Below are 15,948 nucleotides of genomic sequence, written 5' to 3'. Positions count from 1 at the left end.
TTCTCTTATCAGTTCCTCCTATTTGAAGATCCTGTGACAATTGTTTTTGATATGGACTTCCGAAGACCACAACCGCAGATCCAGTTCGAGCTGCCTATTAGGAAGCATCAAGATCTGCTCTTAACTTCTTCGGGTTTAAATGATCCTTGAATCAGGGTTAATAGGTCCTTTAGCCCCTATCAAGGAACTATCAACCACCTATTAAGGTCCTATTGAAGTATTGAAGATTTAATAAACAGGAACCCATAAGGAGCGCATATTCCCCTCATTCTAAAGACATAGTCTAGAATCTAGTTACTCTTTGTCAGTATATTCTAAACAAAAAAGCTCTTGTACTTTTATACAGGAGCTTCGATATTTATTTTAGCGCACTAACTGACTTTAAAAGTTTGCTGCTGCAGGTGATTTTTCAAATGATTCAAATTCTCCTCGTATGATGGGATTGTATGGTAGCTATTCCCTAAAGACAAGTCATACAGACTCTCCAAAAACTCCAGATTTTGTTTTTCTATAAAAATGCAGAAACTTTCAAAATCACTGTTCAAGAGATACTTTACAATCCTAGTATTGACCGCGAAATTTCCACTTTTAATGATCTCTTCCAAGTCAAATATTGATTTCACTAAATGATAGTTCAGGTGATTTTCCACATTCGGATGAATGTCTTTATTGACCAACTCCGCAAAATAAAGCATGTGGATGTCGTTTTTCAAACCATACTCCTTTACCATTTTCAGGATCATGCGCTCATGACTGCCGGTAATTTTGATGTCGTCCAGAAAAAGCAGGGTCTTGCCTGCTAAGAAATCTTTGTCGATATGAAAAGAATCATTGCCAATCAGGTTCATTCTTTCTTCCGCACTTAGTCCGCCGTAATCTTCCTTATACGTGATGGTTCGATGTACTTTTGCTTCCTGCACCACCAATCCGCCATGCGCTACCAGCCAACGGTTCAAATGTGATACAAATGCATTTTTCATGGCAAAAGTTGCCGTAGGAATGAAACAATAAGGACTGGAAATGACCACAATTTGCTCCGTAATCAAATTTTCCTGCAAGTAATATTTAATAAAGCCTGCGGCTAGATCTTTCCCAAATGCTTTGGAAACCAAGTCATCACCAAACTTAAACCTGCTGTAATCATCCGCAGAAAAGCCAAAATCGACGGTATTGTTTATTTTATGAAGAGCGTAGGTATATGGGATCATGAGCGTAAGTGTGAAATTAATAAATCATTTGAATTGATCAGCAAGGTATGAATGCCCATCGCCTTCGCTCCATTTACATCGGCAACAGGATTATCACCGACGTGAATAATTTCATGTAAACCAATTTCAGGGTGCTTTACCCGATCAATGGTATCCAGCATCAATTGAAAAAACTCGGGATTAGGTTTAGATAAACGCAGTTCATCTGAGTACAATTGAAAATCCAGGAATTCATCCAGTTTCAAATGGCTCAGCACTTTTCTCAATGTTATTCCTTTGATAAAACCGGTATTACTTAAAATATTTATGGTACTCAGCCCAGGTGATTTCAATTCGCTCAGTACGGTCAGGGATGCTTCGTTATAAAGCAAAGGCATATGATTCAACAGCAGTTTTTCCATTTCCAGGTATAATGCGGCGGTATCGACGTCTTGAAATTCCGTGGAATACTCATTAATAATACTGATCACCATCAGGTACATTTCATCGGCATCAATATTTTTTCCAGTCTTTTCATTAATGGCATTCACCATTAAATCTACCTGTCTAAAAACCAAAGCGACCTCTTCTATAGTTTTCTTTCTGGAATTGTAATGGGCATGAAAATATTTTGTCCGCTCCGTTTTAAAAGCCGGGTTGGATTTGATCAATGTCAGCCATAAATCAAATGAATAGTGTTTATAAAAAGGCATCTGTGTGTTTAAATTTCCAGTTTAGAATGTAATTCGAAAGGTAATGTTACAAAAATCGGCAGGCTTATTTGATTTTATCCAGGGGTTTCCTTTTGTTTAAGCTAGAGGATTTATATTTACTGGGACTTAAACCGCTTACCGATTTAAATTGCGCAGATAGATGCGCACTGCTGCTATAGCCCATTTTATAAGCGATTTCGTTCAGGTTCAACTCTCCATATTCCAGCAATTCCTTCACCTTTTCTATTTTCTGTTGAATGATATATTTCTCAATGGTGAGGCCTTCTACGTCGGAAAATAATCGGCTCAGATAAGCATAATCCTTATCCAAACGATCTGCAATGATGGATATCAGACTCTGATGAACCTCATTTAAATCGGAGTGATGCACTAGCTCAATCACCTTATTTTTGACCTGTTCTACCAGCTGGTCCTTTTCCTTATCCATCAATTCAAAACCGAGCAGCTCCATAGTAGCTGAAATGTCCTGCAACTGATGGGCAGTTGGATCCGGAGCCACCTCTACCTTACCCAATGTAATGTCCTTTACCTCGAAATGAAGCTGCTCCAACTGCTGACGAACAATCATCACACATCGGTCGCACACCATATTCTTTACATATAACATCATAATCTAGCTTTCCGAAGTTAAAAAAACAATTACAAAAATAAGGTATTTTCTTTCCTGTAACTTACAAAATCCTGCTTAAAACTTATATAATTAAAAAACGCTATGCCAGTGATTATGTTTGGATAAAATACCAGATTTCGGCGGATGCCAAAAGTACAATTCCTATATTTGCAGCAGCTAATGACAAAACAAAAATACTTCCTCCTGATTGTATTATTAGGATCCCTAACTGCGTTAGGCCCCTTTTCAATCGACATGTACCTTCCTGGATTTCCAGCAATTGCAAAAGATCTAAACACTACTGTACTTAAAATATCTCTTTCACTATCCAGTTATTTCATTGGAATTTCTGCTGGCCAGCTTCTATATGGCCCTTTATTAGACCGCTTTGGAAGGAAAAAACCCTTATACATCGGACTGATCGTCTATATCCTGGCTTCTGCAGGCTGCGTATTTGCCAGCAGTCTGGATACCTTAATCGCATTGCGCTTTATGCAGGCAATCGGCAGCTGTGCCGCAGCAGTAGCTTCAATTGCAATGGTAAGAGACCTCTTCCCGGTCAAAGAAAACGCCAAAGTTTTCGCCTTGCTGATGCTCGTAGTGGGTGTTTCGCCAATGGTTGCCCCTACCTTGGGCGGCTATGTTACAGTAGCCTGGGGATGGCATTCCGTATTCATCATTTTGATGGGCTTAGGGGTATTGAATCTAGTTGCCAGCTGGCTTTGGTTACCAGATAGCTATAAACCAGACACCAGTCTTTCGTTGAAGCCGGTCCCTATTATCAAAAACTTTCTTTCTGTGATCAAAGATCCACAGTTTTATACTTACGCCTTCAGTGGCGCATTGGCCTTTGCTGGGTTATTTGCCTATATCTCCGGTTCACCACTTGTTTTCATCGATATTTTTAAAGTGTCTGAAGAGGCTTATGGTTGGATTTTCGCCTTACTGGCTACCGGATTAATTGGTTCAAGTCAGATAAATACGCTGTTATTGAGAAAATATAAAAGTGAACAAGTGATTTTCGCCGCATTGAGCATACAGGTTTTTGTAGTGGTATTTTTCTTGATTGGTAGCGTTTACAATTGGTTTGGCCTAATGGAAACCGTCATCTTACTCTTCTTATTCCTATCCTGTCTGGGCTTTACCAATCCAAATACTTCCGCTTTATCACTTGCACCATTCAGCAAAAATGCCGGGAGTGCATCGGCGTTAATGGGTGCCGTACAAATGGGATTGGGTGCTTTGGCTTCATTCGGAGTCAGTATGTTTGAGATCAGATCGGCGGTTCCTATGGTAGCCATCATGACAGGTACTACTATTATTGCCTTGATGATTCTGATCATTGGCAGAAAAAATATTAAGGTTCAAATTCCAGAAAGTAAAGAGCCAGGTGCCTTTGTGCATTAATTTATTTTAAAAGCTCGTAGGGGTAAGTCCTCCTTGTGTTGTCTCATTTCAAAATCAGACAAAAATGAGGACTACCGATTACAACAAAACTTTAAAATTCTTAAAACCAGGTTATCTGGCCATCGCCCTTACCGGCTTATTCCTTTCTTCCGACACCAACGCTTTCGCACAAAGCAGCGGATCAGAAAAAATCCATATTGGATTGGTCTACCCTTTAAGCAGCAATGGCACACACGCTCCCTTAGATACCAATAAGCTTTCTTTTCATTTACTGGCAGGAGTCTCCTCTGTTGAAAAAGGATTCAGCTTTGCTGGTCTTTCAAATATTGTCCGCAATGAAGCTACGGGAACGCAAATCGCTATGTTTTCCAATCATATTGGAAAAAAAGCAACAGGTTTACAATTTGCCGGATTTCTAAATACTTCCGGGGAAAATCAGGGCGCAGCCTTTGCCGGTTTTGCCAATGTTTCCCGGGGAAATGTGAAAGGCGTTCAATTTGCGGGCTTCTTAAATAAAGCAAATACGGTTAAAGGATCACAACTGGCGGGTTTCCTAAACATCGCGCAGAAAAACGTATCTGCATCGCAGTTGGCTGGGTTTATGAATACCGCATCAGATGTAAAAGGGTCGCAATTCGCCGGATTCATCAATATTGCTAAAAAGGTAAAAGGGATACAAGCCGCAGGATTTATCAATATTGCCGACAGCAGTGATTATCCTATCGGAATCATCAACCTGGTAAAAAAAGGGAAAAAAACTATCAGTTTAACGATGGATGAAACCCAAACTGGAATGCTTTCTTTTCGTTCCGGAGGAAAGGTCACTTATGGTATTCTCGGCATTGGCTACAACCTAAAGAATAAAAAAGAAGTTTACGCGATGGAAGCTGGCATTGGTGCACATTGGTTTCAAACGACTGCTTTCAGACTGAACACAGAACTCAGCGCCACCGTATTAGAAAGCTTTAAATCAGGAGAATATTTTAAATCGGCACTCCGCATTTTACCCGCTTTAAAACTGGGCAACCACCTCGAATTATTTGGAGGCCCCTCCTTTAATTTCCTAAGCACAAACACTACAGAAGGCAGGAACCTCCATAAGAAATTCATCCATACCTGGGGCGATCGTTCCGCGGATTTCCAGGCCCTGTACATCGGCTATTCCGGAGGCATCCAATTCATCTTTTAATCAAAAAACCATGGCAACTCTAACTACCGAATGGCTGGATATGCTCCCTTTATTTGGGGCAACAAAAATTAACTTTGCAGACAGCTACCTGATGCAGGAGGAAGCTCCCAATTTGATCGCTTATGCACTGCCAGCGGTATTTATCCTGGCATTAATAGAATTTCTGATGTCTCATTTCGGGGCGCATAAAACCTATGAAAAGGAAGAAACAATAGGTTCTTTATTGGTAGGAATAGGTAATCTGGCGGTGAATGTGCTGATGAAAGTGGTGCTGATTTATGGCGCAATCTGGATTTACAACCTGCTGCCATGGCGCATGGAACTGAATTGGTGGACGTTAATCCCCTGCTTCATTATATACGACTGCTGCAGTTACTGGTCGCACCGCATCTCCCATTTTAACCGCTTCTTTTGGGCAACTCATGTGGTACACCATTCCGCAGAACACTATAACCTCACCGTTGCTTTTCGCCAAAGCTGGGTGCAGCATTTCAAAACCGTGTTCTTCATTCCAGTGGCATTAATGGGTTTTCATCCAGTGATCTTTTTGGTAGCGAGTCAGCTGAGTACCCTTTATCAGTTCTGGGTGCATACAGAAGCCATCGGTAAATTGCCCCCGTTTTTTGAAAAGTATTTTGGTACTCCTTCTAACCATCGGGTACACCATGGAAGTCAGGAAAAATACCTGGATAAGAATTTCGGTGCCACATTCATGATTTGGGATCATCTTTTCGGCACTTTTCAATATGAGGAGGAAAAGCCTATTTATGGACTTACTACTCCAATTGAAAACAAAAGCAATCCTTTTGTACTGAACTTCCACGAATACCGTGATATGTTAAAAGATGTACAGCAAAGTGATGGACTCCGGGAGTGTTTGTTTTTCATTTTCGCCAGTCCAGGGAAGATATACCGACATAAATTGAAAAGGGATCAGCAGGTTCGTGTAACAAAAGAAAGCCATATTAAAACCACAGCCATCGTATTGGTGATTCTATTGGTACTGACACAGGTAGTAGATGCGCAACCCCTAAAAAACATCGAGCCTTTACCTATTCCAAACGGAAAGAATCTCTTGTTCTTTCTACAAAGAACCCCAGATGCGAATACGGTGGTTTATGAGCTAAATTATAGAGAAGATGGACAACTAGACCCGAAAGCCCCCGTTAAAGGCTCATGGATCAGATATGAAGAGCAGGGCAGATTAAAACCGCTGACTAGTATAGAGCAAAAGTTCGCCTATGGTGTAAAATCTAAGGCGCTGGGAAATGAAGCCTATGAAATCCGACTGGCTGCTTATCAGAAGATGCCAATGTACCTGATCAGGTCTGAAACAGATCAAAAATACCACATCTACATTAAGGATGAGGGACGCAATCATTTATTAAAACGCGTGTTTGTTAAGGTTAAAGGGGGCTCTTTCTGGTTTCCAAAAGTGGTTTACATTGATCTGATTACCACGAATTCCGAAACAGGTATAGAAATGCTCAAAAGAATTGACCTTTAACGATTTGGTATTACTGACAGTGCATAAGCCCATAGAAACTAATATATTTGATTAGAATTAAACGCGTGAAGTTAACAGATCCCCTATCCCCAAATCCACAGTCATACGATGATGCCGCTTTTGAACAATTGTTCAAATTGCATTACAAGGCACTGCATGCTTATGCTTTTGTGATCCTAAAAGACCATGATACTGCCGAAGAGATGGTTCAAGGTATGTTTATGAAATTCTGGGAAAAGCGGGAAATGCTCCAGATCTCGACTTCCGTTAAAGCATACCTATACAAGTGTATTCATAACGACTGTTTGAATTACCTGAAACATGAAAAAATAAAATTCAAACATCAGGAACACACGATGAACAACGTTTTCGCGAGCTCAGAACCGGCTTCTGCGAAGGTAGAAATGAATGATCTAAAAAACAACCTCAGTATCGCAATGAATGAGTTGCCTGAACAATGCAGAACGATCTTTCAAATGAGCCGGTTTGAAGAACTTAAATACCGGGAAATTGCAGATCAATTAGGCTTATCTATTAAAACAGTGGAAAACCAAATGGGCAAAGCATTACGGATACTGCGCTTAAAGCTGTCCGATTTTTTAGTCCTGATCTTATTAGGAATTATGTATTACAAAGATTTTTTCAATTAACACGATGGTCATGACTGATGAATTATTGATAAAGTTTCTACTGAAGGAGACGAGTGAGGAGGAAAACACGGCTGTTGAAAAATGGCTGGCTGCCGATCCTAAACACATTTCCGAATTTCTGGAACTGGAGAAGATCTGGGAAAGCAGTCAATTACTGGCGCCAAAAAGCACCGTAAATGAAGAGACTGCCTGGCTCAGCTTTAAAGAAAAAGTGAATAAAAAAGAAAAGCCAACTGAAAAAGAAAAGGCCTTAGTTTTGCCCATCAAAAGAAAATATACCTGGATCAATGTGGCAGCAGTATTGATATTGGCCCTGGGTGCCTGGGTCTTTTATGAAGTACTGACACCGGAAAAATATATGGCCATAGCAGCAAATCGGGAAGTCATCATCCAAAAACTACCTGATGGATCAGAGCTGACTATAAACAAGAGATCATCCTTGAGCTATGCTTCGAACTTCAAGACCGACCGCAGTGTGCGACTGGATTCCGGGGAAGTATTCTTTAATGTGGCTCCAGATAAAAGCCATCCTTTTATCATCAAAGTAGATCAGGTAGCTGTGAAAGTAGTCGGTACATCTTTTAATGTGAAACATATTCATCAGCAAACGGAAGTAATTGTGGAAACTGGTATCGTCAAAGTGAGCCTGAAAGGAGAAACCATTAATCTGGTAGCCGGAGAACGTGTGCTCATCAATTCCAATGCTCAAAAGCTGGTTAAAGAACAGAATAAAGATGAGCTGTACAGCTATTACAGAACCAAGGTATTTATCCTTAAAAACACGCAACTATGGAAATTGGCTGAAGTATTAAGTCAGGCTTACGACACTAAAATCAATGTAGAACCCGCTATTAAAAACCTGACTCTAAATACCACACTGAAACTCAATGTGCCATTAGATTACAACCTGGGAATCATTTGCCAGGGTTTAAATTTAACCTATAGCAGTAACGGAAAGGAAATCCAGCTGTCTAATAAAAAGTAATGAAGACCAAACTCACCTTATTTTTTCTGTTCCTTTTTAGTGTTGCAAGTGCACAGTCCCCCGAAACGACGAGTAATATTCAGCGAAATCTTTCCAGACGCCTAAGTTTTACGGCAAAGCAGGAACCTATCGGTCAGGTGCTCGATAAGATGAGTAAAGCCGGAGATTTCTATTTCGCCTATAATGGGGCCCTGTTTAATCAGGATAGCCTGGTGAATATGAACATTAGAAATATGCCCGTAAGAACAATTCTAGACCAGATGTTTGATGGAAAAGTGGATTACAAAGAAAGTGAAAACTATGTAATTTTACGTTATGCAGTCAACCACCTGACCATTGAGCCGGATAACATCACTACAGCTGACAACCTTTACCTGATCAGCGGTTATGTTATCGATACGCAGACAGGTCGTAAAGTAAAACAAGCCAGTGTTTATGAAAAAAGATTGCTGCAATCTACGCTGACAGACCATGATGGTTATTTCAAGCTGCGTTTCAAAGGAGAACACAAAGAGGTGATTCTAACCGCCAGTAAAGAGACGTATAGAGATACCGCCTTGGTTTTCCTGGCCGATATCACCATTAAACCTGAATCTTATGATGACCCTGACAAGGAAAAAGGGACGGTAGCTAATAATGCGATTGAAGAGTTAGGCATTAGTCGGTTTTTCATTTCTTCGACTCAAAGAATTCAAAACCTGAATATTCCGAGTTTTTTCGCAAATACTCCTTTCCAGGCTTCCCTTACCCCTGGCCTGAGTTCTCATGGCATGATGAGTTCTAAAGTAATCAATAAAGTTTCCTTTAATGTGATTGGAGGTTATACTGCCGGAGTAGATGGCTTTGAAATCGCCGGGCTTTTTAACCTGAGTAAAGCTGAAGTCAGGGCATTGCAGGTGGCTGGTGCATTCAACGTGGTTGGTGGTTCTGTTCAAGGGATACAGGTGGCCGGCTTACACAATGATGTGCGAACAAATATGAAAGGACTGCAAATTGCAGGCGCATTAAATGTCGTGAAACGGAATGTGGAAGGTTTTCAGATTGCAGGGCTTGCAAATATGGTGACCGGTGATATGAAAGGTTTTCAGACCGCAGGTGCACTGAATGTTAACAGCGGGAATAAAGATGGTTTTCAGATTTCTGGATTGGCTAATATCAATTCCAGAAACTCTAGGGGCGTTGGAATTGCCGGCTTAATGAACATTTCTTCCAGAACATCATCAGGAATACAGATTGCCGGATTATTTAATATCGCAAAGAAAAACACAGGTTTTCAATTGGCGCTCCTGAACTTTTCAGGCTCCTCTACAGGTACGAGCTTAGGACTGCTCAATTTTGTGGGGGATGGTTACCATAAGATTTCTGTTTCTACCAATGAATTGGTGCAAACGAATGTGGCTTTAAAAACCGGGAATGCCAACCTGTACAACATTCTCTTTGTTGGCAAAACTTTTACTGACACTGCAAAAATAGCCACGTTTGGCCTTGGTTTTGGCCATGACTTCATCTTCAGTAAACACCTGTCTATTGCACCTGAACTAAGCTTTCAATACTTGTATCTTGGCAATTGGAAGTATTCCAATGTCTTAACTAAATTCCAAATGAACCTCCAGATACAGTTGATTAAAGGAGTCACCCTATTTGGCGGACCAGCATATTCTTTTTACAACAGCGATGCACCTATAGGTTCAAGTGCAAAAAATTACAAGCAGCAAATTGTGCCCGACAAACATCATAATTTTAGTGGCAACAATAAAGGTTGGTATGGATGGAATGCAGGGATTACCTTTTTCTAATCCCTCAAGTTAACAGTTCTACAAGATCCCTCATTCCCGAAACCGCCCTCTTTTCAATTTTAATCACCTGATGGCTGTTTCTCACTTGTGGGATTTTTGGATCAATAATGTAGATTGGACTTTGCGCTGGAACAAAATCAATCAGTCCTGCAGCCGGATATACCGCCAAAGAGCTGCCTATCAACACGAATACTTCAGCAGCAGCACAAATTTTAGCCGCCTCCTCAATCATAGGCACGGCCTCTCCAAACCATACTACATGTGCCCGCAGCTGCGTTCCCAACTCGCAAAACTCCCCCATTTTTAACTCCCAGCCATTGATTGGATAGGTTAAATCAGGATTTCCGTCAGATTGCGAGCGCGTGATGACCCCATGTAAATGGGTCACTTTTGTAGAACCCGCTCTTTCATGTAAATCGTCTATATTTTGGGTGATGATGTGGACATCATAATCTGCCTCCAGCTCTGCTAATGCCCTGTGCGCATCATTCGGCTGTGCCAGCAAAACCTGTTTTCTGCGTTGGTTATAAAAATCCTGTACCATTTCTGGATTTTTTCGCCAGGCTTCAGGTGTAGCGACGTCATAGACATTAAAACCCTCCCATAGGCCATCCGTATCCCGAAAGGTTTTCAATCCGCTTTCTGCACTGATTCCTGCTCCCGTTAATACGACTAATTTCTTTTTCATAAGGTTGAATTTAATGATAAATTGAGGACAAATCATGGCAAATACAGGTAAAAAAAATCCCGGGATGCTGAGGAGTATGCTCCGCAGCAATCCCGGGATTGCTTATCTTTTATAACTGTAAACCTTGTTAATTATGCTTTAGCTAAACTTAACGATGGGTATTTCGCTTTCAACACTTCAAAAGCACCAAACATTACCGCTCCATACACTACTGTGCCGTAAAGGAAATTCAATTCAAATGGAATAGCATTGATTAAACATTGTCCGTAACCAGCTAAAGTTGCTGGATAGATGCTCGGAGCATACATTGGACCAATGTCGGCTAAAATCCAGTGAAGGAAAACACCGATGAAAGTAGCAGACATGAATGTGCCTACATTTATTTTTTTCATCATCAGTTTACCAACTGCTACCATTGCGATGATTGCAATGTAAGTCCAGTACCATCCTGCATAGAAAAATCCGTATCCTGAAATCTTAGCAATAAAAATATCACTCAGTACCAATATCAGCATAGGAAAAGCAAATGCTTTAACATTATTATTGAAATATGCGCCGCCAAATAAGGCAATTGCTCCTACAGCTGAAAAGTTAGCGATCTCTTTAAAGTCGCCAGACAAAGGTGCTGTAATACGGATAATGCTTACAAAGATGATCATCAACAACAGGATGATCGAACGCGGGTTGAATTTAGATTCAGACATATTCATGTATATATTATAAAACAAAGTTATATTTTTTCCACGGCATAAAAAAGCCTATGGCGACAAGCTTTAGTGGAAGGCAAACATTGCCGGAAAATAATAACCGCTGAATGGAACTGTTTTACTTAATGTTCCAGTTTTTGCATCATAGATGTTCAGGAAATTACTGACATAACCACTCAACAATGTAGTGGTTACAATCTGATCTGTTTTAGCATAATAACCTAGATTCTTTTTATAGAAACTCTGCAGATCAGGGGTTGTAATGAAAGGTTTATCTAAGGAAGTTTTATCACCAGAAACATACTTGTAGATGTTTTTACCACCACCCCATCCGCTGGAAATGTTGATCATAAACACTGCATTTTCTTTGGTTGAAGCAACCATTGGCGAAGAAAACCAGGCATTAAAGGTGTTGTAAGTGGCAAATGGCAATTCTATAGTTTCCGTTTCCAAAGTTATAGGGTCCGATTTATAGAGATTTTTACCACCTGTGAACCATACTTTCCCATCTGGTGTTTGCACAAAACCCATGGTTACACCTGCAATTTTCTTTTGAAGGCTAAGATCCGAAGTATTGTAAATGACTGCACCTTCTGTTCGGGAAATGATATAGATATATTTATCTGTTTTCAGCATATCCCCCATTTGTCCGGTTGCACCTAATAATTTAGCTGAAATTTTGAAGGTTTTTAGATTTACCAGATAAACCCCATCGTTGCTGCTTAAAAGACCGTTATTCTCATCAATACCTACAAATGCTTTCCAATCGTATTCCGCAGATGCAGGAATTCTACCTACTTCTTTCATAGTAACCGCATCAGCCACTACAACAGGCCCTTTTGCTTTACTCACTACATATAGGTTTTTATTGAAAACCGTACCAAATTGTACGGTAGAGCTTGCTGGCTCAAATCCTTTCCCTGGATTCTCTTTTTGGAAAATACTATCTCTCAATGTTCCAGTCCCTGCATCGTAAAATGATACAGATCCCGTACCATGGCCAAACCATCCTTCATGGATGATAAAAAAGCCATTTTCATATTTTCCAGAAACTTCTGGTGCTACTACTGTTTCTGCATCTTTCTTACACGAGAATAGCGCAGCACTGAAAATAGCAGCTACTACTAATCCTTTAAAATTGGTAATCTTCATTTAGTTTGTTGAATTGTATATATATTATTTTATGAATGCGATGTATTATCCTTTATTTGAAAAACTTTTTCTGCTCCCAGATAAAGGATAACCATCAGCAATGGTTAGAATGTGTTACTTTTTAATCAGACTGATGTCTTCCACACCCGTAACTTCTGTAGATAGTTCTCCCAACAATCCCAGGTCTGCCTGGACGCCCGTTTGGATTTTAATGAAATTGATTCCTTTCAAAACCACTTTTTTTCCATTTTGATCTATCGCATTTGCGATGTCAATTTTATCCCCGTCCACTAAATTATCTGCGTAACCCCAGGCAAAAGGCTTACTGATGACCATTGAAGGAACGGTCATATCCACATTCGTTGAAGGCAGTTTAGAACCTTTTATCGTATAGCTGGTTATCGTTTTCCCATCTTTGTCTTTCATATCAGGGAAATAAGCTTGCCCATGGTAGCTATTTGTTTTTACTACCCCAGCATGGCCATCGCTATCTAACCATGGTACTGGATCAGTATCAGCTGCAGGTTTGCTGTAGGTTACAGCATAGTTGCGCTGATAACCCGGTTTATTGAACTCGCTGCCTGCCACTTCATACCAGATATCATCCGCCAATCCGTTGCCATTGGTGTCTTCCATTACCCAAACAATACCTGGCTCTGAGAAGTTTTCTAATGGATTTCCATAAACAATGATATCGTCTTTATCTGTCTGATTGATGACGGTGTGGTCAAAGCCAAGCACAATAAATCCACCCCAAGCACCAAGACTCACCATTCCTTTTTTACCGATGATCGTATTTGCACCTTTCAAATTGCCAAGATCGGTATTGATAAACTGGCCTGGAGCCGGCTGATATTCGATTAATTTAGAGACAAAACTCGTTGGAACAACAGGAGGTTCTGGTGTTAGTTCTGAGTCTTTTGAACAGGATGCCAAAGCGGCCATTCCCACAAAAGTCAGGTAGTGCTTAATTTTCATTATATGATGATTTTAGATATGATATTTAATAGGAAAAATGGTTAATAGCCATACTTGAATACTGCTAGTTTAGGCGAAATACCCGTTTCAAAACTGAATTTAGCTTTTCCATCTGCTCCGAAACAGAACATCATACCATTACTGCTATAGTCTTTTGCATCGGCTACGTAAAAAGTTTTTTCAAATGCGTCTGCTGTTACCGCATACGGAGCTTTAATTACTGTTGCATCTTTGATCAGATCATTCCCCAATGTACCAGTATTCGCATCAAAAGATTTAATAAAAAGAGCATAGCCAATTGCAAAACCTGTTGTTCCGGTGATGCTCAGAAATGAAAGACCTAAATCACTGCCGGTGCTCAATCTGGTATCTGAAGTGCTGCTCAACCTGTCGATTGTACCAGGAATAGTTGGAAAGTCCCCAGAAGTCAGCACGAATAAATCGCCAGAAGTTGTGGCAGAAATTGCTCTTGGATTAAGCGCAGTAGGGATTTCTTTCAACTTCGTAAAGGTGGCGATGTCCACTACAGATACAGAAGAATTAATCGGTGAAGGGAATGATGGGTGTACTGAATTGGTCACATAAATTTTGTTTTTAGCGATGGCCAATTGCTCTAATGCACCACCAACAAGCAATCTGCTGTCGATCGTTAAACTCGCAGTATCCAATCTAGTAATCTTACCATCATAGCCCGAGATATACGCTTTGTTTTTATCAAATACGATATTTCTTGGCATAAAACCTCCATTTTCATCTGAAAATGCAATGCGTTTCAATGATTTTCCGGTCGACTCGCTGATCACTTCCAGGTAAGAATCTTTAGCACTTTGAGTTGTTCCGGTTACCACACAATAAATTTTACTGCCATATTGCTTCAAGTCATTCGCATTATCACCAAGTGCTCTATTATTTTGCTTCTTGAAATAATCGATCTCTACCTTTTGCGATACCACATCATAGTAGCTGATAGAACTCGCTGAAGCACCTGTTGTTGAGCTATAAGTACCTTCATTGAGTACGTATACCCCAACGGTTGATAAAGACTGTGGCGGAATTTCAGGTAATTTATCTTTTTTACAAGCACTTAATGACAATAAGCCTGCTGTGGCAAGGAAGAGGAATGATCTTCCTGATTTAGTAATTGATGTATTCATGTTTAGGTTGTGTTTATTATAGATTGTGTTAATGATAATTTGTTTATTATAGATCATGTTATTTATAGACCATAGCAAAATGAGCTGGGATATCGCCGGTAACCACAGACCATTTTTTTCTCCCTGAAGGGTCAAAGCAATACAGTACTCCCGGCGAAACATAATCGCGGGCATCCGTTACAAAAACTTCTTTCGTGTATTTATCCACTGCAATCCCATAAGGAATCATAATATTAGCTTCTGTTCCATCTGAAATGAACTTTTTACTCAAAATTTTCTCTTCTTTTACATCCAGCATACCATAGCTCAGGGTAAATTTCCCCGTATTATTACTCCATTCTGAGCCATAGAAATAGGCGATATCGTCATCTATGGCGAGATTACTGGCACCAATATCAAAACGTGTTTTTATTTCATCGGTTTTGGTATCAATCACAAATATTTTGGAGTGAATATCTAAGTAATTCCCTCTGGAAGTCACATAAATATCTCCATATCGATCTGCTTTTACGCGATGCAGATTGATGGCAACTTCTATATTTTTCAGTACGGTAAATGAGTTGAGGTCAATGACAGAAACCCTGGTATCGTAGTTTAAAGGGGTGTATCCACCTGAATTGGCAACGTATAATTTTTGCCCTACAACCGCCATTTCTTCAGGTTGCCTGCCTACTTCAACACGTTTTTCTTCTGTAAGCGAGGTGGTATCGATTTGTATGACCACTCCATTTGGCGCGTTAGGAACGCCTATTTTTCCGAGGTAAGCACTTACATAAGCTTTCCCAGCACTAAAAGTGATGTAGCGTGCATTCGTCACGTTAATTTGTTTAATGCGTTTGCCTGTTTTAGCATCCATCACTTCTACTTTATTAGAAGCATTGACTACTACATATAACTTAGATCCATAGATCGCAATGTCATTACCTACATCTCCGAGGCCATTGATTTGTGCGGGATTCTGCTGATTGTAAATGTTCCTTCTGTAGATTCCGGTAGAAAAATCCATATAATCCAGGGAGGCTTTATTCATGCCCATATTTCCTTCATTTACCAGGTAAAAGCCTTGCAGCTGGCGCGAAGGATCAGCTGGCAATACACGATCCTGCTCTTCAGGAATGACCTGTGCATCCTTGCGGCAGGCACTTATATATAGGCTCAGCAAGATCAATAGGATCAAAGCAGAATTTCTATGGATTTTCATGCT

General features: G+C 40.2%; 15 protein-coding genes. 6 read left to right on the top strand and 9 right to left on the bottom strand.

From position 1 onward, the window contains the following. Window positions 1-371 precede the first annotated feature (371 nt). From AQ505_RS10040 to AQ505_RS10030, 3 genes are all read right to left on the bottom strand, one after another. A complete protein-coding gene (locus AQ505_RS10040) occupies window positions 372-1,208 on the bottom strand; it encodes a phosphoribosyltransferase family protein (RefSeq protein WP_062548053.1) in 837 nt (278 codons plus the stop codon). Beyond that, entirely contained in the window at window positions 1,205-1,900 is a 696-nt protein-coding gene (locus AQ505_RS10035; protein ID WP_062548052.1) for an HAD family hydrolase, read from the bottom strand. Before AQ505_RS10035 ends, AQ505_RS10040 begins: the two co-directional genes overlap by 4 nt. 64 nt (window positions 1,901-1,964) lie before the next feature. Beyond that, complete coding sequence (locus AQ505_RS10030) at window positions 1,965-2,531, bottom strand: AraC family transcriptional regulator (RefSeq protein WP_062548051.1); 567 nt, start codon at window positions 2,529-2,531, stop codon at window positions 1,965-1,967. 180 nt (window positions 2,532-2,711) lie between these two features. Between AQ505_RS10030 and AQ505_RS10025 the strand changes: the two genes are divergently transcribed. From AQ505_RS10025 to AQ505_RS10000, 6 genes are all read left to right on the top strand, one after another. Further along, window positions 2,712-3,938, top strand: coding sequence for a multidrug effflux MFS transporter (locus tag AQ505_RS10025; protein WP_062550957.1), 1,227 nt, complete (start codon window positions 2,712-2,714; stop codon window positions 3,936-3,938). Between the two features lie 64 nt (window positions 3,939-4,002). Continuing rightward, entirely contained in the window at window positions 4,003-5,127 is a 1,125-nt protein-coding gene (locus AQ505_RS10020; protein ID WP_062548050.1) for a hypothetical protein, read from the top strand. A gap of 10 nt (window positions 5,128-5,137) precedes the next feature. Then, the gene (locus tag AQ505_RS26015) at window positions 5,138-6,634 is read left to right on the top strand and encodes a DUF4833 domain-containing protein (protein WP_082461483.1); all 1,497 of its coding nucleotides are present in this window, start codon (window positions 5,138-5,140) and stop codon (window positions 6,632-6,634) included. 47 nt (window positions 6,635-6,681) lie between these two features. After that, the gene (locus AQ505_RS10010; RefSeq protein WP_231635063.1) at window positions 6,682-7,284 is read left to right on the top strand and encodes an RNA polymerase sigma-70 factor; all 603 of its coding nucleotides are present in this window, start codon (window positions 6,682-6,684) and stop codon (window positions 7,282-7,284) included. Between the two features lie 10 nt (window positions 7,285-7,294). Continuing rightward, window positions 7,295-8,269, top strand: coding sequence for a FecR family protein (locus AQ505_RS10005; RefSeq protein WP_062548048.1), 975 nt, complete (start codon window positions 7,295-7,297; stop codon window positions 8,267-8,269). After that, complete coding sequence (locus AQ505_RS10000; RefSeq protein WP_062548047.1) at window positions 8,269-10,065, top strand: STN and carboxypeptidase regulatory-like domain-containing protein; 1,797 nt, start codon at window positions 8,269-8,271, stop codon at window positions 10,063-10,065. Before AQ505_RS10005 ends, AQ505_RS10000 begins: the two co-directional genes overlap by 1 nt. Before the next feature lie 4 nt (window positions 10,066-10,069). Here the strand turns inward: AQ505_RS10000 and AQ505_RS09995 are convergent, their stop codons facing one another. The 6 genes from AQ505_RS09995 to AQ505_RS09970 form a co-directional block, all read right to left on the bottom strand. Then, window positions 10,070-10,753 (bottom strand): SIR2 family NAD-dependent protein deacylase, encoded by a 684-nt coding sequence (locus AQ505_RS09995; protein WP_062550956.1) that lies wholly within the window; start codon window positions 10,751-10,753, stop codon window positions 10,070-10,072. 131 nt (window positions 10,754-10,884) lie between these two features. Next, window positions 10,885-11,457, bottom strand: a complete 573-nt coding sequence (locus tag AQ505_RS09990) for a DUF6580 family putative transport protein (RefSeq protein ID WP_062548046.1) — start codon at window positions 11,455-11,457, stop codon at window positions 10,885-10,887. 69 nt (window positions 11,458-11,526) lie between these two features. Beyond that, window positions 11,527-12,612 carry a DUF5074 domain-containing protein gene (locus AQ505_RS09985; RefSeq protein ID WP_062548045.1) on the bottom strand — a complete coding sequence of 362 codons (1,086 nt, stop codon included), beginning with the start codon at window positions 12,610-12,612 and terminating at the stop codon, window positions 11,527-11,529. Between the two features lie 114 nt (window positions 12,613-12,726). Next, window positions 12,727-13,590: a hypothetical protein gene (locus AQ505_RS09980; RefSeq protein ID WP_062548044.1), complete on the bottom strand. Its 864-nt coding sequence runs from the start codon at window positions 13,588-13,590 to the stop codon at window positions 12,727-12,729. A 41-nt stretch (window positions 13,591-13,631) separates the two neighbouring features. Then, window positions 13,632-14,744 (bottom strand): YncE family protein, encoded by a 1,113-nt coding sequence (locus AQ505_RS09975; protein WP_157262289.1) that lies wholly within the window; start codon window positions 14,742-14,744, stop codon window positions 13,632-13,634. A 58-nt stretch (window positions 14,745-14,802) separates the two neighbouring features. Next, window positions 14,803-15,945 (bottom strand): YncE family protein, encoded by a 1,143-nt coding sequence (locus tag AQ505_RS09970; protein ID WP_062550954.1) that lies wholly within the window; start codon window positions 15,943-15,945, stop codon window positions 14,803-14,805. Between the last annotated feature and the right edge of the window lie 3 nt (window positions 15,946-15,948).

The organism is Pedobacter sp. PACM 27299 (assembly GCF_001412655.1).
Taxonomy (GTDB): Bacteria; Bacteroidota; Bacteroidia; order Sphingobacteriales; family Sphingobacteriaceae; genus Pedobacter.
Note: the sequence above shows the minus strand (reverse complement) of the source record. Positions and strands in the feature narration are given on the sequence as shown.

Excerpts from the sequence above, each read along its gene's own strand:
- AQ505_RS26015 (WP_082461483.1), top strand. The coding sequence starts at position 5,138 with ATGGCAACTCTAACTACCGAATGGCTGGATATGCTCCCTTTATTTGGG.
- AQ505_RS10030 (WP_062548051.1), bottom strand. The coding sequence starts at position 2,531 with ATGATGTTATATGTAAAGAATATGGTGTGCGACCGATGTGTGATGATT.
- AQ505_RS09985 (WP_062548045.1), bottom strand. The coding sequence starts at position 12,612 with ATGAAGATTACCAATTTTAAAGGATTAGTAGTAGCTGCTATTTTCAGT.
- AQ505_RS10040 (WP_062548053.1), bottom strand. The coding sequence starts at position 1,208 with ATGATCCCATATACCTACGCTCTTCATAAAATAAACAATACCGTCGAT.
- AQ505_RS09990 (WP_062548046.1), bottom strand. The coding sequence starts at position 11,457 with ATGTCTGAATCTAAATTCAACCCGCGTTCGATCATCCTGTTGTTGATG.
- AQ505_RS10025 (WP_062550957.1), top strand. The coding sequence starts at position 2,712 with ATGACAAAACAAAAATACTTCCTCCTGATTGTATTATTAGGATCCCTA.
- AQ505_RS09980 (WP_062548044.1), bottom strand. The coding sequence starts at position 13,590 with ATGAAAATTAAGCACTACCTGACTTTTGTGGGAATGGCCGCTTTGGCA.
- AQ505_RS09975 (WP_157262289.1), bottom strand. The coding sequence starts at position 14,744 with ATGAATACATCAATTACTAAATCAGGAAGATCATTCCTCTTCCTTGCC.
- AQ505_RS10005 (WP_062548048.1), top strand. The coding sequence starts at position 7,295 with ATGACTGATGAATTATTGATAAAGTTTCTACTGAAGGAGACGAGTGAG.
- AQ505_RS09995 (WP_062550956.1), bottom strand. The coding sequence starts at position 10,753 with ATGAAAAAGAAATTAGTCGTATTAACGGGAGCAGGAATCAGTGCAGAA.
- AQ505_RS10020 (WP_062548050.1), top strand. The coding sequence starts at position 4,003 with ATGAGGACTACCGATTACAACAAAACTTTAAAATTCTTAAAACCAGGT.
- AQ505_RS10035 (WP_062548052.1), bottom strand. The coding sequence starts at position 1,900 with ATGCCTTTTTATAAACACTATTCATTTGATTTATGGCTGACATTGATC.
- AQ505_RS10000 (WP_062548047.1), top strand. The coding sequence starts at position 8,269 with ATGAAGACCAAACTCACCTTATTTTTTCTGTTCCTTTTTAGTGTTGCA.
- AQ505_RS09970 (WP_062550954.1), bottom strand. The coding sequence starts at position 15,945 with ATGAAAATCCATAGAAATTCTGCTTTGATCCTATTGATCTTGCTGAGC.